16 protein-coding genes are annotated in these 22,006 nt (G+C 61.0%); 2 read left to right on the top strand and 14 right to left on the bottom strand.

The annotated features are described in order from the left end of the window. The first annotated feature begins 217 nt into the window (after nt 1-217). Together NVV90_RS08880 and NVV90_RS08875 are read left to right on the top strand one after the other, a co-directional pair. Nucleotides 218-1,870: a DapH/DapD/GlmU-related protein gene (locus NVV90_RS08880; protein ID WP_258440788.1), complete on the top strand. Its 1,653-nt coding sequence runs from the start codon at nt 218-220 to the stop codon at nt 1,868-1,870. Nucleotides 1,871-2,795: 925 nt separating this feature from the next. Beyond that, nucleotides 2,796-4,046, top strand: a complete 1,251-nt coding sequence (locus NVV90_RS08875; RefSeq protein WP_258441117.1) for an IS256 family transposase — start codon at nt 2,796-2,798, stop codon at nt 4,044-4,046. Nucleotides 4,047-4,209: 163 nt separating this feature from the next. Here NVV90_RS08875 and NVV90_RS08870 read toward each other — a convergent pair whose 3' ends face one another. The 14 genes from NVV90_RS08870 to NVV90_RS08805 form a co-directional block, all read right to left on the bottom strand. Beyond that, complete coding sequence (locus tag NVV90_RS08870; protein ID WP_258440787.1) at nt 4,210-4,539, bottom strand: ANTAR domain-containing protein; 330 nt, start codon at nt 4,537-4,539, stop codon at nt 4,210-4,212. A 294-nt stretch (nt 4,540-4,833) separates the two neighbouring features. After that, a complete protein-coding gene (locus NVV90_RS08865) occupies nt 4,834-6,948 on the bottom strand; it encodes an RICIN domain-containing protein (RefSeq protein WP_258440786.1) in 2,115 nt (704 codons plus the stop codon). Nucleotides 6,949-7,035: 87 nt separating this feature from the next. Next, entirely contained in the window at nt 7,036-8,565 is a 1,530-nt protein-coding gene (locus tag NVV90_RS08860; RefSeq protein ID WP_258440785.1) for an alpha-N-arabinofuranosidase, read from the bottom strand. Further along, entirely contained in the window at nt 8,547-9,872 is a 1,326-nt protein-coding gene (locus NVV90_RS08855) for a family 1 glycosylhydrolase (protein WP_258440784.1), read from the bottom strand. Before NVV90_RS08855 ends, NVV90_RS08860 begins: the two co-directional genes overlap by 19 nt. 8 nt (nt 9,873-9,880) lie before the next feature. Then, complete coding sequence (locus NVV90_RS08850; RefSeq protein WP_258440783.1) at nt 9,881-10,765, bottom strand: carbohydrate ABC transporter permease; 885 nt, start codon at nt 10,763-10,765, stop codon at nt 9,881-9,883. Next, a complete protein-coding gene (locus NVV90_RS08845) occupies nt 10,765-11,727 on the bottom strand; it encodes a carbohydrate ABC transporter permease (RefSeq protein ID WP_258440782.1) in 963 nt (320 codons plus the stop codon). Before NVV90_RS08845 ends, NVV90_RS08850 begins: the two co-directional genes overlap by 1 nt. Nucleotides 11,728-11,786: 59 nt before the next feature. After that, nucleotides 11,787-13,058: an ABC transporter substrate-binding protein gene (locus NVV90_RS08840; protein WP_258440781.1), complete on the bottom strand. Its 1,272-nt coding sequence runs from the start codon at nt 13,056-13,058 to the stop codon at nt 11,787-11,789. A 136-nt stretch (nt 13,059-13,194) separates the two neighbouring features. Then, nucleotides 13,195-14,241 (bottom strand): LacI family DNA-binding transcriptional regulator, encoded by a 1,047-nt coding sequence (locus tag NVV90_RS08835; RefSeq protein ID WP_258440780.1) that lies wholly within the window; start codon nt 14,239-14,241, stop codon nt 13,195-13,197. A gap of 1,769 nt (nt 14,242-16,010) precedes the next feature. Next, complete coding sequence (locus NVV90_RS08830; protein ID WP_258440779.1) at nt 16,011-16,940, bottom strand: sulfurtransferase; 930 nt, start codon at nt 16,938-16,940, stop codon at nt 16,011-16,013. A gap of 83 nt (nt 16,941-17,023) precedes the next feature. Continuing rightward, entirely contained in the window at nt 17,024-17,641 is a 618-nt protein-coding gene (locus NVV90_RS08825) for a CGNR zinc finger domain-containing protein (protein WP_258440778.1), read from the bottom strand. A gap of 55 nt (nt 17,642-17,696) precedes the next feature. Further along, the gene (locus NVV90_RS08820) at nt 17,697-18,485 is read right to left on the bottom strand and encodes an enoyl-CoA hydratase/isomerase family protein (protein ID WP_258440777.1); all 789 of its coding nucleotides are present in this window, start codon (nt 18,483-18,485) and stop codon (nt 17,697-17,699) included. Between the two features lie 55 nt (nt 18,486-18,540). Then, nucleotides 18,541-19,755: an alpha/beta fold hydrolase gene (locus NVV90_RS08815; RefSeq protein WP_258440776.1), complete on the bottom strand. Its 1,215-nt coding sequence runs from the start codon at nt 19,753-19,755 to the stop codon at nt 18,541-18,543. Next, the gene (locus tag NVV90_RS08810; protein ID WP_258440775.1) at nt 19,756-20,478 is read right to left on the bottom strand and encodes a flavin reductase family protein; all 723 of its coding nucleotides are present in this window, start codon (nt 20,476-20,478) and stop codon (nt 19,756-19,758) included. It lies immediately after the preceding gene. Nucleotides 20,479-20,700: 222 nt separating this feature from the next. Beyond that, a complete protein-coding gene (locus NVV90_RS08805) occupies nt 20,701-21,870 on the bottom strand; it encodes a thiolase family protein (RefSeq protein ID WP_258441116.1) in 1,170 nt (389 codons plus the stop codon). Nucleotides 21,871-22,006: the final 136 nt, after the last annotated feature.

Genomic DNA, 22,006 nt, shown 5'->3' with positions numbered 1-22,006 from the left:
ACGACATTCGAGTACGAATCAAGCATCCACCTACACCACCCCTCCCCTTCCATCCGCTGTTGATCTCGCTCGCTCAGGGGGAGGCTCCCCCGGACACCGCGGAGGTTCTGCCCGCCGCGGGGTTGACGATGCCCGCCGGATACACAAAGCTATTCACGGAAAGCGCTTCCCAACCCACTGCCCTACCCCTGGAGAATCCGTGAACAATGGTTCCCGTATGAAGTTCGACTACTCACCCTGGCTGTTCTGGCCTGGCGCAAGCGGGGAGGAGCGGGAGAGCCAGCTTGGGCACCAGGATGCCTTGAAACAGCTCGACGGCGTCACCATCGGCAGCAACGTCTTCCTCTCGCCGCTGGCCATGATCGACCCCACTCGGTTCAGCATCGGCTCGGGGTCGTATGTCGCCGCCCACGCCTACATCACTGACACCGTGGACCTGGGGGACAACACCACCGTCAATGCCTTCACGGTGGTCCGGGGAAAGGTCAGCATTGGCAATGCGGTACGCATCGGGGCGCACACGTCCATCCTTGGCTTCAACCACTCCATGGATCCGTCGGAACCGGTCTACAAGCAGCCCCACACGAGCAAGGGCATCCTGATTGGCGATGACGTCTGGATCGGGTCCAATGTCGTTATCGTCGACGGCGTGACCATCGGCTCCCACGCCGTGCTCGCCGCTGGGGCGGTCGTGACCCGCGACGTGCCGGATTGGTCCATAGCCGGTGGAAACCCCGCCCGGCACATTCGCGACCGGAGAGACACCGGGCGGAAGGACGGCGCCGGGGCGGAAACGCTTGCCCAGACCCTTGCGGACTTTGCCGGCGCTGCCCGCGCCGAGGCCCCGATGCTTCTTGGCCGGTCCTGGGATCCCGACGCCAGTGGCGGCCGGTACGTCGACCAGCCCGGCGCGGCACCCACGGTGCGGGCGCATTGCGACGCCATCGAGATCGCCGATCTGCTGCTGGGGGCCCCACCGGCCCAGCTGAGCCTCAGCGCCCACATCGATCGCTTGCAGGGGCTGCAGGATCCTGCGAGTGGACTCGTGGGCCAGTACGCCTCCGACGGTCGGCCCGACAGGGGTCCGTTGGATTTCGGAACCGGTGATGCGGCCTACCATGTCCTCTCGGTGGGCTACGCGCTCGATCTGCTCGGCAGCAGGTTCCGGCATCCCATCCACGCCGTCGCCTCGATGGGACCGGAGGAACTCGCCGCAGCCGTCGAGGCGCTGCCATGGCGCAAGGAACCCTGGGCCTCAGGCGCGTGGATTGATGCGTGGGGGACGGCCACGTACTGGAACCTCGCCCAGGGAGTCTCCACCGCCACTACACCGCTGAACACGCTCTTTGGCTGGCTGCTGGTGAGCGCCTCCACTGCCACGGGAACCTGGGGGCAGCCCTCCACCGACATGAGGCTCAAGGTGGTCAACGGGTACTACCGGTTGACGCGCGGCACGTTCGCGCAGTTCGGCGTACCCGTCCCCCACGCCGATGCGCTGATCGACACGGTGCTGGGCCATGCCGCAGATCCCCGCTATTTCGCCTCAGGGAGGCCGAACGCCTGCAACGTCCTTGACGTCGCCCACCCACTCTGGCTGGCACGCAAACAATCCAACCACCGGCAGGCGGACGTGCAGATCTGGGCACGGCTGCAGCTCGACGCTGCCATGGCGCAGTGGATCCCTGGCGCCGGCCTGCCGTTCAGCTTCTCCCCCACCAGTGCGGCGGGCCGGCCCAGCCTCCAGGGAACCGAAATGTGGCTGGCCATCATCTGGTACCTGGCCGACCTGCTCGGCGAGGCAGAGGCGCTGGGCTACCGGCCCCGCGGGGTACACAGGCCCGAACCTGCCTTCAGCCTGCCCACGCTCTAGGGCCGTCGGCCTTCGAAGCCAAAACCGCCACGGGCCATGGGCACTCGCGCATTGGTCCTCAACCAAACTGCCATAATCATCCGGATTTCGTCCGTCGCCATGAGCTTCGACGAGAAGTTGAAGAGCTCTTTAGAGCCCTGCCATGCCCTGTTGTACTTGCGGTAGCCCGGGCCAAACGTAGCAACGACGGCGGCAACCGATAGAAGAGGCAGAAGGGGTTTCGTGAGCTCCGTCCGAGACGCCGCGAAATTGTCGAGCCGCCCAACTCCAACTGCTCGTCCCTGGTATAGGCACCCGGCCACAGCAACGGCCACCAACAAGAAAGGCCCCCGGGGCCCACATGTGAACAGCTTGTGCACACTCAGAGGCCCATAAGCCCCGCCCGGTCCGACCGCCACAGTGTGCACATTGTGCACACCCAAAGTCGACGCTGCGACAGCCTCGGCCAGTCAACCGCTCCCAGACGACAGGCCACTGTCTGCTGAGAAGATTCGCGTGCAGCATCAGCCCCGGATGACGCATTCAACGCAACAAGCCAACAACCCTGCCGGCGGTCTGCGGCCTACTTAGTGGTCGGCACCCACAAATTCCAGCCCTCACATCAATGGGCCAGATCGGACTTGATATAGATTCCGCGGCAAACCTAACGTCCGTGAGCGACCGATTTCTGGTGAATTAATGCTTGGCAGCCGACCGCGCAAGGCCCTCGTAGATACCAACCTACGAACCTACCCGCACGTTCTGGCACAGATACACACAACTGGCACCGGGCAAGGCGTGCAGGCTACTCTCCCGGTTTCGACCCCATGCCCCGCCAAAGCATCGACGCGAGGGGCCGGGACTGTCTGAATAACGGTGTGTGGGGTCCGGCCTGATCCGAAAGGAGACGGCCGTGTCTGAGTCCACGACCGAGATGGCAGGGGTGATGATCGATCCTGTGACGGGAGAGATCATCGATCAGAAGGAGCTTGCGGAGCGGTTGCTCGCGCAGGCCAAGGAACAGGGCGTGAGCCTGGTAGGCCCTGGCGGGCTGCTGAACCAGCTCACGAAGAACGTCCTGGAAGCCGCGCTGGACGCGGAACTGACCGAGCACCTCGGGCATGAGCATGGCCAGAAACCGGTCGCCGCGAACATGCGTAACGGCACGAGATCAAAGACCGTGCTGACCGAGATCGGCCCGGTTGAGATCGAGGTGCCCCGGGACCGGGACGGGTCATGTGAGCCGGTGATCGTGCCGAAACGGAGACGGCGTTTGGACGGGATCGACGAGGTCGTGCTCTCGCTCTCGGCACGTGGGCTGACTACCGGGGAAATTGCCGCGCACTTCGAGGAGGTTTACGGGGCCAGGGTCTCTAAAGACACCATCAGCCGCATCACGGAGAAAGTCGCCGCCGAACTGGCTGAATGGTCGGCCCGGCCGCTGGATCCGGTTTATCCGGTGCTCTTCGTTGACGCGATCGTGGTCAAGGTCCGTGACGGGCAGGTACGCAATACCCCGTTCTATGTCGTCATGGGAGTCACCGCGAACGGGGAACGGGACATTCTGGGTATCTGGGCCGGTGACGGTGGCGAGGGTGCCCGGTTCTGGCTGCAGGTATTCTCCGAGCTGAAGAACCGGGGTGTGGAAGATGTTTTGATCGCTGTCTGCGACGGGCTCAAGGGCCTGCCGGAAGCGATCACGACCACATGGGAACGCACGATCGTGCAGCAATGCATCGTGCACCTGATCCGCAACAGCTTCCGCTACGCCGGACGCCAGCACCGCGACGGCATCGTGAAGGCACTCAAACCCGTTTACACCGCCCCGTCCGAGCAAGCGGCGAAGGACCGGTTCGCCGAGTTCACGGCCGAGTGGGGTCAGCGATATCCGGCAATCGTGCGGCTCTGGGAGTCCTCCTGGGCGGAATTCGTGCCGTTCCTGGAGTACGACGTGGAGATCAGGCGGGTGATCTGCACAACGAACGCGATCGAGTCGATCAACGCCCGCTACCGCAGGGCTGTGAGGGCCCGCGGGCACTTTCCGAACGAGGCCGCTGCCCTGAAATGCCTGTATCTGGTCACCAGATCCCTTGATCCAACGGGCGGCGGAAGAGCACGCTGGACCATGAGGTGGAAGCCCGCACTCAACGCGTTCGCCATAACGTTCGCCGGACGGTTCGAAAGAACCACTCACTAATGAAAACCGGCCGGACCCACACACCGTTTATCGGACAGTCCCGAGGGGCCGGCTGGGGCGGTCTCCTGGATTTGAGCCTCTTGGGTTGAGGATGTGAGCTCGCAAGGCAAAGATCCGCGCATTAGCGCAGGCTGCAGACGGCGCATGCGCTTGTGCTGCGGTTCTAATCCTCGAACCTGGTGATGACCTTGTGATCGTTGGAAATCGAAGCGACGATTGATGCGGCGAGGTCGCGCAGTTTGATGTTGCGGTAGTTTGAGGCGTTTTTCAGGATGGTGAGCGCATCATTCTGGCTGCACCGGTTCTCTGCCATGATCACACCGGCTGCGAGATCAATGACGGTCCTGGACTCCATCGCGGCCATCAGGTTCTGACGGGACTCACTGAGCCGGGCGATTCTCACAGACAGACGAAGAGCTCCGGAGGCGATATGCTCGTAGCTTTCTGCGGCCTCGATCAATGTTCCGGGAGAAGGCGCGCGTGTGAAGGGCATAGCTGTTCAAGGCAGCCTTGGCGCCTTCTTCTTCCACGTCGAAAGGCACTGCGAGGAGGAGTCTATGGTCCGTTTCTGAATTTCGGCAGAGGCTTCGTACGTGCCCGAGACTGCGTCCGAGTTCTCTGGGTAGGTCGCGGACCATGGAAGTGGGGGCTGTGACTTCATCTCATGGTTGCTATGACGGAGCCGGATCCAGTGACGCAGGCGAGGCGCCTTCCGCTCGGTCTTGCTGAGCGGAAGGCGCCTCGACCATTGCCAACCTCTTGAGAAGTCGCGGATTGGAAGAAAGCGTTATTGGATGCCTTCGCGGGTTAGTTTCCATTCTTGGCAGGTGAAGCCGTTGGCCGTGTATTGCTGTGCATGGGCGCCATCGGTCGTCGACGCACCAGCTATTTCCAGCAGTTTCCCGCTGTTGGCATTGGCGAGTTTCCACCAGCCGCCGCTAACGGTCGGCGACCAGACCTGTGTTGGATTACCGGTGGGGCCCCACTGGGTCGCCTGAACTGCATCGGCGGTGGCTGCCGAGCCAATTTCAAGGAGTTTGCCACTGTTGACGTTGGTGAGCTGGATTCCCCCGCTGGCTTGTTTGATGTTCCATAGCTGTGTGGCATTGCCGGTATCGGCCCATTGTCCGGCTCCCGCGCCATCGGTTGTTAGGGCGCTGAGTATTTCCAGAGATTTGCCGCTGTTGCGGTTGGTAACCCGGAACTGCGGATCCAGGCTTCCGGAAGGGTTGAAGACCTGGAGGACATCCAGTTCGGCGGAGGAGGTTCCCTTGGTAAAGGACACGGTGTTGGCTCCGGCCGTCAAAGTAGCACTCATCTGCGCCCAACCGTAGCGTCCCCAGTCGACGGTCGCCGGGTAATTCAAAGTACTCGATGTGCCCCCGTTGACTTTGACGACGTGTGAGCTGGTTGCTCCGGTTCCGTTCGTGTAGCGCATATTCAGTGTGTAGGTTCCTGCTGTAGGCACCCTCACCGTGAAGGTGACCGAGCTGCCGGCATTGTTGATGTTGCCTACTTTTGAGCCGTTGGATGCATCAGGATCGTTCACCAGGGCTGCATCCTGCCGGACTGCGCGTTCGGCTTCGTACTGCTGGGCGTCCAGGGGGATTGAGCCGACCCGGACGTCGTTGTACGTGGTAGCGGGATTTTCAACGTTCGTGGCCTGGTAGAGCGTCCTGCCGTCAACGCTGGTGTCGAAGCCTTGGGCAAAGCCGGTAAAGGACCCGCCCTGAGTATCGGATGCGTCGTAGGTGACGGCATGAGGGAGCCTTTCCCAAGGGCCGTCGCCGAGGTTGTAGTTGACGTAGAAGTTCTGGCCGCCGTCGATGTTTCCGGCCGTATCAAGTGACCATTTGGAGGCGATGATGACCATGCCTTTAGGTCCGCCCGTGGGAACCCACTTGACGAACGGGGAGGACCCAATGCCTCGTCCGTCTTTGAGAGCTACTTTTGTGCCGATGCTCGCTTCAGGTGACCAATTCAGGCCATCAGGCGAGATCTTAAAGTAGACCGGCGCTGTGTTCTGCGACTGGCTGGGACGGTTGACCACTTCGAAGGTGGCCAAATAGCGGCCGTCCTGCATCTTGGTCACTGTAATCATGCCCGGGCGGTCACTGTTGTTCGGCGGTGCAGAAACGTTGCCGAGTGCGCCCCAGGTGAGGCCGCCATCAGTTGAGCGTCGGTAGGACACGGCTTGGAGCACGCCGTTGGCTTTTTGCCGCTCGTCGGAGAAGTAGGCCACGAGTCCGCCATTGCCGTCGATTGCCAGGGAGGGTTCCCAAACAGTACTTGTTGTGGAGGTGGGGCTGGGATCGTAGACTGCCGGCCCGCCGGAGTCGATGGTGCTCTGGTAGGACCACGTAACGCCCTTGTCCAAGCTCTTGTACACAACAAGTCTGCTGCTGGAACGGTCTTCGGGCATTACCATGCCCGTGAGCAGAACAGTGCCGGCGGGCAGGTTGCCAACCTGCTGGGGCAGTTCGAAGAGGAAAGGCTGGGCTGTCCGCGTCAGAGCGGGGAAGTCGATGCTTGGATTCACTTCAGAGATCTTGGTCCACGTGGCGCCGTTATCGGTGCTGCGGTGGATCGGATAGGTCTGGACGCCGTTTGTCAGCACCAGTTTGTCGAAGGTGGCCAGCTGCGTGCCGTTGGCGCTCCCGTTGTTCTTCAGGGTGACGACCTTGGCGTAGGTGGTGCCTGCCGCGCGTCCGCCTTCGGGATTGAACGAGGATCCCGCCGGCGGTGAGTACACCAGCGCGCCGTTGCCGGTGGTCACTGCCACGGCTGACGGTATCGCAGTGAACTGGCCCGCCAGCACAGCCAGCATCCCAAGCATGACGACGGCGATGATGGGTCTGGCGCGTGGAAGCCTGGTCCGGTATTTGGGCATGGCTGAAGCCACAGATTGTTGGTGCATTGGTTCTCACTCTTCTCGTTGGGCGTGAGGCATGACTGCTTGGAAGTGGTGGGGCCAGAGGTTGTAAGGGTGTCAGGCCCTGTCCGGGGTGCTGGTCAGGAACAGCGCCGTCCAGGAGACAGGTGGCAGGGTCAGGGTGATGACGCCGGGGCGCTGCTCCGTGCCCTCGAGGTCACGGAGTTGAACGCGATGTGGATCGGCCAGGTTGTTGGCGGCGAAGACGTCAGTATCGGTCAGCGTCAGGGCGCTAAGTACTTGCACGTCCCGGAGATGGCTGGTGTCGATGGTGACGGTGGATTCCCGCTCTGAGCTGCGGTTGACGAGGAAGACCGATGCGGATCCGTCGTCGGGATTGTGGGTGGCGGCGGCGTCGACGATCCTGACGGTGCCGTGGGCGGTGGTGTCGTATTTTTCGCTTTCGAGTCCGGTGTCCAGAGCCGAGCCGTTCGCGTTGTGGGAGGTCAGGGCAAAGGGGAAGAATGTGGTCTGTCTCCAGGCCGGTCCCCCGGGTTCGGTCATGATGGGGGCGATGACGTTGACCAATTGGGCAAGGGAAGCTGAAGTGACCCTGTCTGCATGGTTGAGCAGCGAAATGAGGAGGTTTCCCACCACAACGGCGTCCGCCACGGTATAGGTATCCTCAAGCAGCCGCGGAGCGACGGGCCAGTTGTCGATCCCGGTGATCTTGTCCACCGTCTCGAAACGTTCGTTGTACCAGACGTTCCACTCGTCGAAGGAGATGTTCAGGGTTTTGTCGCTTCCCTTCACTGCCTTGATGTGGTCTGCGGTGGCGGCGACCGAGTCAATGAACCGGTCCATGTTTGCCGCCGACGCCAGGAAGCTTCCCAGGTCCCCGTCCTTGATCTCGTAGTAGGCATGGCAGGAAATGAAGTCGACGTCGTCGTAGGTATGCCCCAGCACCACTCGTTCCCATTCCCCGAAAGTGGGCATGTCCGCACTTGAGGAGCCGCAGGCGACGAGTTCAATGGAAGGGTCCAGTTGGCGCATTGCTTTCGCCGTCTGGGAGGCGATCTTGCCGTAGTCGTCGGCGCTGCGGTGCCCGATCTGCCAAGGGCCGTCCATTTCGTTGCCCAGACACCACATTTTGATGTTGAACGCTTTGTCGTGGCCATTGCCTGCCCGTTTCTCGGCCAAGGCGGTACCGAACGGGAGGTTGCAGTATTCGAGCAGATCCAATGCCTCCTCGGTGCCGCGTGTTCCGAGATTGACGGCGAGCATGAGCTCGCTGCCGATTTCCTCCAGCCATCCTGCGAATTCGTGCAGTCCCACCTGGTTGGTTTCGGTGGAGTGCCATGCGAGGTCCAGCCGTTTGGGGCGTTGTTCGACCGGGCCAACGCTGTCTTCCCATTTGAATCCGGAGACGAAGTTCCCGCCGGGATACCGGATCGCTGATACTCCCAGTTCCTTGACGAGTTCCTTGACGTCGTTCCGGAATCCGGCGGAGTCGGCGAGTGGGTGGCCGGGTTCGTAAATGCCGTCATAGACGCAGCGGCCCAGGTGTTCAACGAATGAACCGAACAGCCTGCGGTTAACTGTGCCGATGGTGCGTTGCGGGTCGAGGGTCAGGCGTGCTGTGGCCACGGGCTTCTTTCTTGTTCGGAGGCGAATGCGGGTTCTTTGGTGAGGACAGCGACCAGCTTGGTGGCAGCTGCGGCAGCGTGGTGCTGGAACTTATCCGCGACGGGGTTCTTGACCCGATGCAGGGTGCCGATTTCGTCCGCGACGAGGTCCCAAAGGCCCATGGTGAGGCGGTAATGTTCAAGCGGCTCGGTTCCGTAGCGGTATGTCCATTCGTACATATCCGTTACCGGCCACCAGGTGTATCCCACGATGTCCTGCCCTGCCGCGCGGAGTTCCTGAACGCATCGTACGGAGGCGTCAAGCCACTCGATCCTCCGCTCGTACGAGCCCGTGAGGCAGGTTTCGGTTAGCGCAACCGGAGCACCGTAGCGCTTGCCGTAAGTGGTCAGGACATCGGCCAGTCCCTCGGTCCAGTCGTTGCGGACGGCGCGGGGATCGTTGATGTCACCACGGACGGGACGCGCAGATTCGAGGATCTCGGTGGAGTGCAGCGGGTAGTAGTTAACGCCCATCACATCCGGGAGCACGATGTTCTCTTGGTGCCATGCCAGATCGTGGTCGGTCATTCCGTGCCGGGAGAGCCAGGGCGTGAGTTCGTGATTGGCATCCACTTTGCCCGTGACGAGGTCCTCCACCAGGTAGGAGCGTGCCTTGAGGTGGCGGAGTTCATCATCGTGTTCGCCGTTGTTTGAGTCACTAACGAACCGGAAGCCAGCATCGACGTGGGTGAAGATGGCCCGCTCACCAAGCACCTCTGCCATGTTTTGCTGGGCGAGGACGAATCCCTTGGAGAGGTTCCGCACCAAGGCCACGAGGCCGTCGTCGCCCGCCAGGTAGGGTGGCCAGTGCCCGAACTTTCCGGCGAACAGGGTGTGGATCATGGGCTCATTTACCGGCGTGTAGTCCACCACCGTATCGGCGTAGCGTGCCGCGACCCGGGCCGAGTAGTCAGCCACCCGTTCCGGATAGCAGGAGTTCAGGAACTGGTTGTCCAGCCAGGTGGGGGTTCCGTAGTGCATCAGGTCCACCAAGGGCTTCAGCCCAAGTTCCTGGAACCGGTCCATCACCTGGTCCAGCCAGTCCCACTTCCAGACATCGCGCTCGGGATTGATCTTGTACCAGGGAATGCCCCACCGCAGGAACTCTGCGCCCGCCTCCTTGGCAAGCCCCAAATCCTGGTGCCAGAAGCGGTAGTGCTGGGTGAGTTCGTATTCGTCCAGGGACCGCTCTCCGGCGCGTTCCTGGGGAATGAAGGTGTCTTCAATTCCGAGGCCGAAATGCAGGCGCCCGTCTTGATGCCAGTTCAAATTTTTCCTCACTTCAATCCTGTGGTTGCGACGCTCTCAATGAAGCGGCGTTGGACAAACATAAAGATGGCTGCGAGGGGCAGGATGGCCACGAGAGCGCCTGCCATCATCACGCCGTACGGGACTATTCCGCCGGGTCCCGTCAAGAGGGTCAGCCCTGAAGTCAGAGTGCCCATGTCCTTGTCGGTGGTGAATATCAGCGGCCACAGCAGGTCGTTCCAGTTGTTCACGAAGACGAACACTCCCAGCGTCAAGATGGCCGGCATGGCATTCGGGAGGACAACATTCCAATAAACGCGCCACTCAGAGGCGCCATCAATGCGGGCTGCGTTGTCCAGGTCCCTGGGGAGGGACAGGAAGAACTGCCGCAGGAAGAAGATCCCGAAGGCATCCGCGGCGCGGGGGATGATCAGCGCAGCGAATGTGTTGACCCAGCCAAGGTCGCTTGCCAGTTGGTAGACCGGAACAAGGGTGGCTTGGAAGGGAATCATGAGGCTGGCAACGATCGCAATCAGCAGGAACTTCTTGCCGGTGAAATCGATCCTGGCCAGTGCGTAAGCAGCCAGCGAGTCGAACAGGAGGGCAAAGAGTGTTACGCCACCAGCAAAGAGGAAGCTGTTGGCGATCAGCCGGATGAAGGGGAGGTCCTGGAAAATCCTGCTGAAATTGTCCAGGGTCCACGCGCCCGGGGTGAGGGTCGGCGGGAAAGCGTTAACCTCGGCCACCGGTTTGAATGCCGTGAAGATAATGATGGCGATGGGCAAGAGGATCACGGCCGTCGCTAGGCCCAGCAGAACCACCACCAAAGCGCGGTTCAGCCTTGACCTCGTGGCGTTGCGGGATTTGGACCCGGCCCGGGCAGGGGTGGGCTGCAGTCTTAATGTGGTGGACATTAGTCACCTTCCCGTTCGCGTTTTCCGAAGAAAACAAACTGGACAACGCTGAGCAGCAGCGTGGCGGCCAGCAGGACGTAGGAGAGTGCGGAGGCGAACCCGACGTCGAGTTTCTGGAACCCGGACTTATAGATCTGCATGACCACGGTTTCGGTATGGCCGTAGGGTCCTCCGCCGGTCATCACATAGATCTGGTCGAAGGCCTGGAGGGCTGCGATGAGGGCGAAAATCAAGACGAAAGCCGTGGTGTTGGACAGCATCGGCATGGTCACATGCCGGAACCGCATGAGGGGCCCGGCGCCATCCACCTTGGCAGCTTCGTACAGAGATCCCGGGATCTCCTGCAACCCGGCGAGGAAAATGACCATGTAGAAGCCGAAGCTTTTCCACACGGCGACGAAGGCGACCGCGGGCATGGCCAGGACGGGATCCTGAAGGACATTTCCGATTCGGATCCCGGCGTTCCCCAGCCAGTAGTTCAACAAACCAACCTGGGGGTCGATCAGGTAGGACCAGGCGATCGCGGCGACAGCGAGGCTGATAATGAACGGCAGGAACAGGGCGGTTCGGAAGAATCCGCGAAATGGCAGCCGGGGATCGTTCAGCAGCAGCGCCAAAACGAGTGCAAGGGCCACCGCCATTGGCGTGAACAACAGTGCGTAAAGGGCAGTGTTGACTACGGCATTGAGGATGACGGGATCGGTGAAGATGCGGGCGTAGTTCTCGAAGCCGACCCACTTTTCCTTGCCGAAACCGCTGGCATCGGTAAAGGACAGTCGCAGGGCGGAAATCATTGGCCAGGCGGTGAACGCGCCAAGGACCAAGAGTGCTGGGATCAGGAACGCCAGGGCCTGGATGTTCTTGCGGCGTTGGCCGATAGCCGGGTTGCGTCGGCCGCCCAAGGGGGCCGGCGCACGGTACTTAGGTGCCGCCGTCGTTTTCTTGTGCATGATGGTGCTCATTTGGGAGCTTCCTTCCGGACGGTGCGGCGCCCGATAGGCGCCGCACCTGTTCCGTTCAACTATTTGGCGTCGACGATCTTCTGGACTGACGCCTGGGTTTCCTTGAGCAGATCCTGAATGTTCTCGCCGGCCACAGCACGCTGAGTGAGCTTGTCCACGGCGGTCAGAACGTCCGTGCTGTTTACGACGCCGGGCAGGAGCGGGCGGCCGAATTCAGACTGTTTGGTCAAGGCTTCCACTACAGGATTGGCTGCCACATCAGATGCCGGGATGTCCGAGCGCAAGGGCGGCCAGCCGGAACCCAGGGACCAGGCTGTGGCCTGTTCCTTTTGCAGGAAGTAGGCGAAGAACTTCTGTGCTGCGGCGGCTTTCGCTTCGTCCTTCTGGGTTGTGATGCCCATCGAAATACCAATGGCGGACGCGGCTTGGTCCTTAGGCCCGGCAGGGACGGCGGCAATGCCGTAATCGATCTTGTTTTCAGTGGCGATGGAGGACATCCAAGGCCCGCCGAGGTACATGGCTGCCTTGCCGCTGCTGAAGAGCTTGTCACCGGCAATACCGTCCAGGCCGGCGGGCGAGATCTTCTCGTTCCGGATGGCGTCCACCCACGTCTTGAGTGTCTGGGCATTCTCCGGCGAGTCCACCACAGCCTTGCCATCCTTGACGACGTTTCCGCCGTTGCCGTAGAAGAGGGAAGGCCAGACGCCGTTTGCTACGGTGGCGTGGTCAGGCAAACCCAGGCCGAACTGTTCAGGTGTGCCGTCGTTGTTTTCATCCACGGTCAGCCTCTTGGCAGCGGCGATCCATTCGTCCCAGGTGGTGGGCGGGGCGGTGATTCCAGCCTTGGCAAACAAGGTCTTGTTGTAGAACATCGCCAGGGGAACGAAGCCGGATGGGACGCCGTATTTGTGGCCGTTGACGGTTTCCATGTCCGCGGCGGCGGGAATCAGCTTGTCGAGGTTGCTGGACGGATTTTTGTAGAAGTCATCCAGTTGAACGAAGGCCCCTTTGTCGGCGTAGACGGGGAGCCGTTCGGCCGGCATCGCCACGATGTCTGGACCCTTTCCGGAGGAGAGCGCCGGCAAAAGGGTGTCATCAATGACCGACCATGGATTGGTTTGCACTTTGATGCTGACTTCACTCTGTGAGGCGTTGAAGTCGTCCACGATCTTGTTCAGGACCTTCCCGTCAGCCTCGGTGTAACCGTGCCAGAACGTGAGTTCCGATTTGGCGCCGTCTTTGCTTTCCCCGCCGGCGCCCCCGCCCGAACAGGATGTTAGCGCCAAGGATGCGGCTGCGACGACGGTGAGGAATGCGAGCGACCTTTTCATGTCAGCCCTTTCGTGAAATGGGACAGCCATGTCCCCAAAACCTGCTGTCAACGATTTAGGTAAACGTTGTACGTAAACGTTGTATCAAGCATGCGCCGTGCTTCGAAAGGGGTCAAGACCCCAGTGCTTTTTTATTTCAGGCGGCAGATGTTGCCAGGGAGGCGCTGTCCGGGGATCCGCCGGAGGACTCGCGGATTTGGAGGGAGAAGCCTGTTTCGATCTCGTTCGCCTCCGGCCCGTTGCCCCCCTCTATGCGTCGCAGGAGCATCTCAACGGCTGCCTGGGCGATCTCGTCCCGCCGTGGATTGATAGTGGATAAAGTCGGCAAGGAGTATCGCGTTTCATCCAGGTCATCAAAGCCGACGATTGCAACATCCTTCGGGATGTGCAGCCCGGCCTCCTGAAGGACGCGCATGGCGCCCAGCGCCAAGGTGTCATTGAAGGCAAACACGGCGTCAAAGTCCAGTCCGTCGGCGAGCATCCGGGTCATTGCGGCGGCACCCCCTCTCCGGTGCCAGGAATCCGCGTAGTGAACCAGCTTGGGATCGAAGGGCAGTCCGGCGTCTTCGAGTGCGGCCTTGTATCCGTCCAGGCGAAGTTCTGCGGACGCAACAATATCGCCCTCGTGCGCACCCATGGCCACAACCCTGCGTCGGCCGATGCTCAACAAATGCTCTGTGGCGGACTTTGCTCCGGCCGTGTTTGCCATCGTGACCCGATCCACCCGGCCTTCGAAGGATGTATCACCCAGGACAACCAGCGGGGTATCCACACCCTTCAGGATTTCAGTGTCCGCAGATCCCAAGGTCAGGGAGCTGTAGATGATGCCGTCCACCATGTGCCGGTGTTGGCCGCGAAGGGCGGCCAGCTCGTTTTCGCGACCGCTGCCGATGGGTTCAATGAGGACAGCGATTCCCTTGGCGGCAGCGGCACGCATGACGGCGTCGGCGAGTTCGGCAAAATAGGCCGTGGTGAGATCGGGGATGATGAGGCCGATGACTCCAGTGCGTCCGGACCTGAGGTTCCTTGCGGAGAGGTTGGGCCTGTAACCCAGCTGGTCGATGGCTTCCTGGACCCGTGCCCGCGTTTCTGCGCGCAGCTGCGGGTGCCCATTGATGACGTTGGACACCGTCTTGATGGAAAAACCGCTGACCCTGGCGACGTCGCGGATGGTGACAGGCATGGCCGCTCCTTTCCCTGCGCAAAGGGCACGGAATCGCCCTGATGACAGGGTACAACGTTGGTAGCAGGGCACGGTACAACGTTTGTACTTTGCGCGGGCGCGGTCTCCGGAATCTGATGCCTCATCTGCTGGGACCATACGGAAAAGGGGCCACCGTCACTTACCACAGATGCACTGATGTCGGTTCCCACTGCAGGTCAGGCTCTAATCCTGTGGCGGTCCAGACCTCTCGCCGCTGGCTCCCGGCCATGATTCGGCTATCACTCCTGGCCTTGTGGCTAATGCGCTCCCGACGCTTTGAGCATATGGCTCGTCAGGCAGGCTCAGCTCCCAAGTTTCCTGGAAGTTGGGCTTCGTGGCCGAGGGATGCATTCCGACCAATCCGGCGGCTAAAGCTGGCATGTAGAACCATCCCACCGAAGCCGAAGCGACCACGGCAAAAGCGAGCTGAACCAGGCAGGCCATCGAGACGAGCCTCCAACGCATCCTGTCCTGGGTTTTGGAAGATCTGGATATCGGGTCTGCCCTTCCCCGGCCCCTAAGACCCCGACCGCCCTCGGTGCGTCTACCCCCTGCCCAAGCAACGGCTGGGGACCAGTGCCCTGAAAACACGTCCGCCCCCAACCGGTCCTCTCCTCAGCGTCCCACTTTCTCGGAACCGGGACAACGCGCTCCGAGGCCACTCCCCAGCCCTCTCTTGACGAAATCCGCGTAACTTCAGCGTCCCAAAAGTTGTTCCAAAAGTCAGTTCACTGCCCCGCGTTCGGAAACGACTTTCGGTACAGCCTGGCGTGCCTTCAATCTATAAAGTCGCAACTGCTAGAGTCGCCCCTCACTCGGATCTACCTATGCAGCGGCTTTGTCATGTGGCCACCCGGCCCTACGGAAATGAACAGGTATGAAGAAAACGAGAACTCAGCGGAGCACCGCTCCCCCACTAACCTGCGCAGTCATGTCGCCCCGGCTTGATCTAGCCATGAACAGATAGAACGGGCAGACTGCCCGCCCAAAGAGAGGATCGACCCGGCCACAAGAACGGCCAGCCACAACTGCATATAGCGCGGCGAGGACACGTTCCGAGCCACCGCCGGCACTGTGTGTGCAGCGTACACAGGCTGGAGGCCCCAAAAAGGCCCCCAGCCTGGGGGAAAACACGTGCCCGAGGTGGGACTCGAACCGGACTAAAGCCCTTGCAAACACTGGGATCTCGCGGAAACAAAGGCAATCCGACCCGATCCGACCTCTGTACGACCCAGTCCGAGGCCCAAAGTGTGGACATTGTCCACACTCCGATTTCGCCGTCTTGCGCAGACCGCAACGCAAACCGCGCCCCCAGTTGAGGGAACGCGGTTTTGTCTTTGCGCTGGCAAAATTGGGACGACTGACGGGTTCGCGCCGTCCCACGTTCGGCGTGATGCCTCCCGCGCGCGACTGAGCCCCAGTGACCGGCAGAACCATCCAACAGTGAATGCGTTCATGTGGCTACACCTCCTTCCTTCACCCATCTCATGAGCTTTTGGACATACAACCGCCTGACTAGGGTCTGTCCGGTGACTACACCCCCGGCTCATGAACGACTGGGGGCAGAAACCATGCCGGGACCGACCGGCCACACACCCTTATGCTGCAACCGGACCCGGGCTACGAAAAAAGGTAACGGAGGGCTGCTGGTGACTCCTGGCACCAGGCTACTTAGTCAGTTACGGTGCCGAGGCTACTGAGTCAGTTACGGTGCCGAGGCTGGAGGTGCGGGGGGGTAGATCGGCCATCTATGGCTCCGGAGAGACGGTAACCGGACTACTCACCCAAACAGGATCTTCTAAACCTACCGCTATCGGAGCCCGAACAGCATTGCCCCATTCGGTCCATGAGCCGTCGTAGTTCCTCACCCTGTCCATGCCCAGCAGGAACGTCAGGGCGAACCACGAATGGCTTGAACGCTCGCCAATGCGGCAGTAGGTGATGACTTCATCGTCGGCTCGCAGGCCTACTTCGTTGAAGTAGATCTCCTCGAGTTCCCTCCGCGGCCGGAACGTCCCGTCGTCGGAAACAGCCCGCGCCCACGGGACATTGCGCGCCCCAGGGATATGACCGCCGCGAAGGACGCCCTCCTGCGGGTAATCGGGAATTGACGTGCGCTCACCCGTGTATTCCTCAGGGCTGCGGATGTCTATCAGGGGTAGCCCGATGTGTTCCTGGACGTCATTCTTAAACGCCCGGATGGACGCGTCGTCGCGCGTGACCACCGGATACGGCGTTGCGGTCCGGGCGGGCGCCGGCGCGGTCTCGAGAGGACGTCCTTCGGAGATCCACTTTTCACGCCCGCCGTCGAGCAAGCGGACGGCAGGATGGCCAAAGAGACTGAATACCCAGAGGGTATAGGCGGCCCACCAGTTGTGCTTGTCACCATAAATGACAACGGTGCTGTCCCGTGAAATACCGCGGGACGTCATCAGATTGGCAAATTCCTGGCCCGTCAAATAGTCGCGCATCACCTGGTCGTTCAGGTCCGTATGCCAATCAATTTTCACTGCCGACGGTATATGGCCCACTTCATACAGCAGCGGGTCCTCGTCAGACTCCACGATGACCAGCCTGTCATCAGCCATGTGCTGCACAAGCCATTCGGCGGTGACCAACCTATCGGAATGTGCGTACTCGGCGATTCGGTCAGAATTGTCCGGAGGTAAGGCTTGCATTGAGGTCCTTTGATGGGATTGATAGCCCGGTCAGCGAATAGACCTCCCCCTGCCAGCTTGCTCATCCACGAACGGGGATGGGGTCAATTCACGAGCTTTGATTCATGTTTTCGCGCCCGGTGCGCTCGGAGATTCGCCGGGTTACCGCAGATTTTCACGTCATGCCAAACGCCGCTGTTATTGCGTGAACGGTCAAAGAACGCAACCCGGCATTTTTCGCTGCGGCATAGTTTGAGCCGGTGCCAGGTTCCCGCGAGTTGGGCCTGGAAAATCTCTGTCATGGCCAGGGATTCAATGTGTCCGGCTCCCGCCCCCTGCGGTTCTGCCTGAACCATTCCATTGGATTTGAGCTTCAGGGACGTGGCGGTTGTCCAGACTGTGGGCAGGGCGTCGACGTCGGAACTGACGACGGCGTCAGGGTCCCCTTCGGCGTTTAGCGTGCTGGCAAGTTCGTCACGAAAGTACCGCAGATGTTCCAGGTCGCGTTCGGTAAGTTTGACTTCGACATAGCGCCTGCCGGTTGCCAGTGCCCACTGTTTCAGCCCGGCATCCACCCAGGCCTGAGCGAGCCCAAGGTCAAGCAATAAGTCGGACCTTCGCGGCTTTCCAGCGGATTTCGTGTTGAGCAGGTCATGCACAAAACCGAGCCCGCCAGGAGCACTTTCCATGTCATAGCGCTGCGTCGCGTTCCAGTAGCTCACTGCATCCTCTTTCGCCAGCTTCTAGGGCACCTGGCCAACCACTAGCTTAAAGGCCTCAGCGGCCTTGAAATTCCAACACGGGCCGCGGCCTTCCCTCCTTAAGAGCTTCCACTGCTGAATTCAGCCCCACTTGGGTGTCTTCGCGTTCAAACAAGGGCATGGCGATATCAAACATCGCCTGGTCTGCTGCAGCGACACCGCCCAGCGACCAGGTCCTCAGCAGTGCCTTGTGCGCGGCGTACGCCCGCGTGGCACCGGTAGCGATTCGCTGCGCAAACGCCAAGACTTCCTCCCGGAGCTTGTCCTCGGAAACGACGCGGTTCACTACTCCGGCGCGGCTCATTTCCGACGCCGGCACTTTTTCCGAGGTCATGGCCCATTCTGCTGCCCGCGCCTTGCCCGCCCTCTCTGCCACCCGATAGATGCCGCCCAGGAGGGTAACGATGCCAAGAGTCTGCTCTGGATGCCCGAACTCCGCTGACTCTGCGGCAAAGATGAGGTCGGCACGGAGAGCGAGTTCAAATCCACCTCCGAAGCAAAGACCTTGAACTTCGGCGATGACCGGCATCGGCAGCAATTCGAGCTGGTTGAAGACTGACATGTAGCGCTCAAACAAGGCACGCAGTTCCCGCGTTTCGGCGCCCGGCCACGTCATGATGTCACCTCCGAAGCTGAAGTCCGCCCCTTCAGACCGAACGATGACCACACGGGCGTCACTGCTGCCGATGGCGGTTATAGCTTCGGAAAGTTCATCCGCCATCTGAAGGTCGATTCGGTTCTGGGGCGGATTGTCCAGGACGATGGTGGCAATCTGATCCTGGACAGTGAAAGTCAGGTGGGTCATTGGCTTAGGCCCTTTCGTTGAAGTGGTACGGCTAACCTGCTGAGTGCTGCACGATTCAGTCGGCGGAGTAGAAACGGGATTCACCTACGGCCTTCCCGATCCGTTTACCGAGTTCAGCCGAGAAGCGGAGCGCTGCGTCAAGAGGGCGGTGGTGGATGGCGGCTGAGACTATCTGACCGTTCTCGTCCTTGGTGAGGATGGTGACTCCGTAGAGCTTGAGGCCGCCGAACGCCGTCGCCTGCCACTCAAGATAGGTGCGCTGACCATTAATGGTTTGCTGCGTAAACTCGAGGGACTCGTAAATGGAGCTGGCTGCGCTCATCACCGTTTTGACGTTCTCCCGGCCGGTGATTGGAGACCGAATGACAGAAGCCTCAAGGACAACGTCGCGGTGGAAGGCCTCGCCAAAGTCGTCCGCGGACTTGCTGGCAAAGGCGTTGATCCAGCCTTGAGCGCCGGCCCCGCCGGGTGCAGCGGCAGATCCTTCAGAAATTTCTTGCAGGAACCGGCCGATGAGTCCGGCCACGTTCTGGGGCTGCTGGACGTGGGGCCAGTGGCCCGCCCCGCTGAGTACTTCCTCCTTCACGTGCTGGAATCGTGGGGCGACCGCTGAAGATACCAGTTCAGCGGTGGCGAAACCGTCGGCTTCACCGCGGATAATTAATACAGGTGAGCTAAATTCACTCTTCTCCGGGGCGTCCGGGATCCCCTCGTTCCAGCAGTCAACGAGGTGGGTCACCACTTCCGGGCGGATGCGGCTGCCTATATAGGTGAGCTTGTCCAAGCCGAATTCGTCCAGCCCGCCGCCCAGGTACATCCGAACCCCGCGCTGTGCTTCTACGTCCCCACCGAGCTTCCGGAAGGAGCTGACAGCTTCCTCGGGAAGGTGCGTCCCTGCCAAGGGAACGGGCGTAACGAATACTGCGCCCAGCACCTTGTCCGGGTGGCGGACACCCACGAGCTCGGCCACGAGCGTCCCCATGCTTTGCGCGACGAGTACTACGGGCTTGTCCAGCCCAGCCACGACGCGGGCGACGTCGTCGGCATACCGCTGCAGACTATAGGGGCCCTCATCCCCGCTCCGGTCCCCCATCCCTGCCAGGTCCAGCCTCAGCAGTTGGGCGTCCGCGGCGGCGAGTTCGGAGACGACGTCGTCCCAGACACTCTGGTCATCCAGGAAACCGTGGATGAAGAGCACGGCCACATCGCCGCTGCCCGTGGTTGTCAGGGAGGGATCCTGCTCCTGCAACTGCTCAATTACGGTAGTCACTTACTGCTCCTTGGTGAGGGTGGAACCGGACGGCGACCAGGCTGCAGTGTTAATTGGCGACCAGTCATCCGGCTGACCGTCCAGGCGTGCCATGCGCTGTTTGTGTTTGGACTTGAGGAGCTCGTCCTCAAGGGGTGTGGTGAACACGTTTTCCACCAGGGTGTATTCAGCCGCCAGCCGGCCCACAGCCGCGACCGCCGCAGTGTCAATCCTTCCCCGTTCCAGGTACAGCTCGTCCTTGACGTGGAAGCGGACCACTTCGCCCCAGACGACGTGATCGTTCATGTCGCCCACGGGAATGATGCGGTTAACGATGCATTCCATCGCGATAGGGGCGTCTTTGATCCTGGGTGCTGTCACGGCCTGCGAGGCCTCTTTTTCGAGCCCCACTGCCTCAAACTCGTCGACGCCAGACGGGAATTCGAAGGCGGAGGAGTGCAGGGCGTGAGCCTGTGGAAGCGTGGCCACGTTAACCACGAAGTTCCCCGTTTCGCGGATGTTGACGAACGTGTCCTTGAGGGTCTTGCCGTCTGAGCGTGGCTGCAGCGAGATGGACACCATTGGCGGCTTTCGTCCCACCGCCGTGAAGAAGGAAATGGGCGCAAGGTTGGCCACACCTTCCGGAGAGATGGTGCTCACCCAAGCGATCGCCCGGGGAATGATGCTTCCGATGAGGAGTTTGTAGGAGTCTGTGGCGTCGAGGTCCGCGCTATTGATGATCATGGAGGGCCTGTGTCTTTCCCTGTCAGTGTGTATGTTGGCGTTCCCAAGAGGAAACGCGACCTGAGGCTGCATCGGCGCGGCCTGCGGTGGAGGAAGTGTTAGAGCTTTGTAGAATCAGCAACTGAAGTAAGCGTACCTAGTTTACCTATTTCATTCAAGAGTATTGATCCAGAATTTGAAAATGCCTCAAGATGGCGGTCACGCCCCGGATCAGGGACGCAACTAGCGCTCCAGCACAACAGCGAGGCCTTGTCCCACTCCGATGCAAATGGCGGCAACTCCGACTCCTCCGCCGCGGCGTTTCAGCTCCCGTGCCAGGTGGATCAGGATGCGGGAGCCGGACGCACCCAAGGGGTGACCAAGGGCCAGCGCGCCGCCGTGAATGTTCACCTTCTCCGGATCCAGGTCGGGCCAAAGCCGCAGGCATGCCAGGCTTTGTGCCGCGAAGGCTTCATTGAGCTCCACAACATCCACGTCGGCCCAGGTCTTCCCTGCCCGGGCCAGGGCCTGGTTGGCCGCCTCCACGGGCGCAATGCCGAAGATGTCTGGATCATTGCCGGCCACCCCGCGTGAAACGATGCGTGCCAGGGGTTCCGTTTCCAGGGCGCCCTCCCGGCCGATAAGCATGGCTGCTGCCCCGTCATTGAGCGGAGATGAATTGCCTGCAGTGACTGAACCCCCGTCACGGAATGCCGGAGCCAGACCCGCCAAGGCCTCCCCCGAGGTGGTGGGCCGGACACCCTCGTCGGTGAGGAGCTGTGAATCCGGATGGGGCACCACCTCGTCGTCGTAGATGCCTTCGGACCAGGCCTTCGCGGCCAGCCGGTGGCTGCGAACGGCAAACTGGTCTTGCTCTGTCCTTGAGATGTCGAACTTGTCGGCGAGGTTTTCTGCCGTTTCGCCATTGGAGATCGTCCAGGCCTGGTTCATCCTGGGGTTAACCATGCGCCAGCCCAGCGTTGAACTGTGGAGAGTTTCTGGGCCGGCAGGAAAGGCCCGCTCGGGTTTTGCGAGGATCCAGGGCGCCCTGCTCATGGATTCGACGCCGCCAGCGACCACCAGATCGGCATCTCCAATTTCCACAGCACGGCTCGCCTGGATGGCAGCCTCGAGGCCGGAACCGCACAGCCGATTGACCGTAACGCCAGGCACCGACGTCGGAAGCCCGGCGAGCAGCGCAGACATTCGCGCCACATTGCGGTTGTCTTCTCCTGCACCGTTGGCGTTGCCCAGAATCACCTCATCAATCCTGTGCGCTTCCAGCCCCGGCTGCCTGTCGACTACCTCCCGGATGACATGGGAGGCCAGATCGTCGGGGCGGATGCCCGCCAATGACTTCCCGAATTTTCCGAAGGGGGTGCGGATCCCGTCATAGATGAAACTGCCTGCCATCGTTTTGCCTTTCGCCGTGCATAGGTGAAGAAATCTGGGAATGGGGTCGGCCTGGGGCCATGAAAGGAGCATACGCCTAAAAATCGTTGCGAGACATAGTCTAAACGTGTACGCTTATTTCATATCTTGCATCCGT

The sequence above is a fragment of the Arthrobacter sp. CJ23 genome, from assembly GCF_024741795.1.
Taxonomy (GTDB): Bacteria; Actinomycetota; Actinomycetes; order Actinomycetales; family Micrococcaceae; genus Arthrobacter.
Note: the sequence above shows the minus strand (reverse complement) of the source record. Positions and strands in the feature narration are given on the sequence as shown.

Coding starts and splice junctions, on each gene's coding strand:
- NVV90_RS08880 (WP_258440788.1), top strand. CDS start 218: ATGAAGTTCGACTACTCACCCTGGCTGTTCTGGCCTGGCGCAAGCGGG.
- NVV90_RS08875 (WP_258441117.1), top strand. CDS start 2,796: ATGATCGATCCTGTGACGGGAGAGATCATCGATCAGAAGGAGCTTGCG.
- NVV90_RS08870 (WP_258440787.1), bottom strand. CDS start 4,539: ATGCCCTTCACACGCGCGCCTTCTCCCGGAACATTGATCGAGGCCGCA.
- NVV90_RS08850 (WP_258440783.1), bottom strand. CDS start 10,765: ATGTCCACCACATTAAGACTGCAGCCCACCCCTGCCCGGGCCGGGTCC.
- NVV90_RS08845 (WP_258440782.1), bottom strand. CDS start 11,727: ATGAGCACCATCATGCACAAGAAAACGACGGCGGCACCTAAGTACCGT.
- NVV90_RS08840 (WP_258440781.1), bottom strand. CDS start 13,058: ATGAAAAGGTCGCTCGCATTCCTCACCGTCGTCGCAGCCGCATCCTTG.
- NVV90_RS08835 (WP_258440780.1), bottom strand. CDS start 14,241: ATGCCTGTCACCATCCGCGACGTCGCCAGGGTCAGCGGTTTTTCCATC.
- NVV90_RS08830 (WP_258440779.1), bottom strand. CDS start 16,940: ATGCAAGCCTTACCTCCGGACAATTCTGACCGAATCGCCGAGTACGCA.
- NVV90_RS08820 (WP_258440777.1), bottom strand. CDS start 18,485: ATGACCCACCTGACTTTCACTGTCCAGGATCAGATTGCCACCATCGTC.
- NVV90_RS08810 (WP_258440775.1), bottom strand. CDS start 20,478: ATGATCATCAATAGCGCGGACCTCGACGCCACAGACTCCTACAAACTC.
- NVV90_RS08805 (WP_258441116.1), bottom strand. CDS start 21,870: ATGGCAGGCAGTTTCATCTATGACGGGATCCGCACCCCCTTCGGAAAA.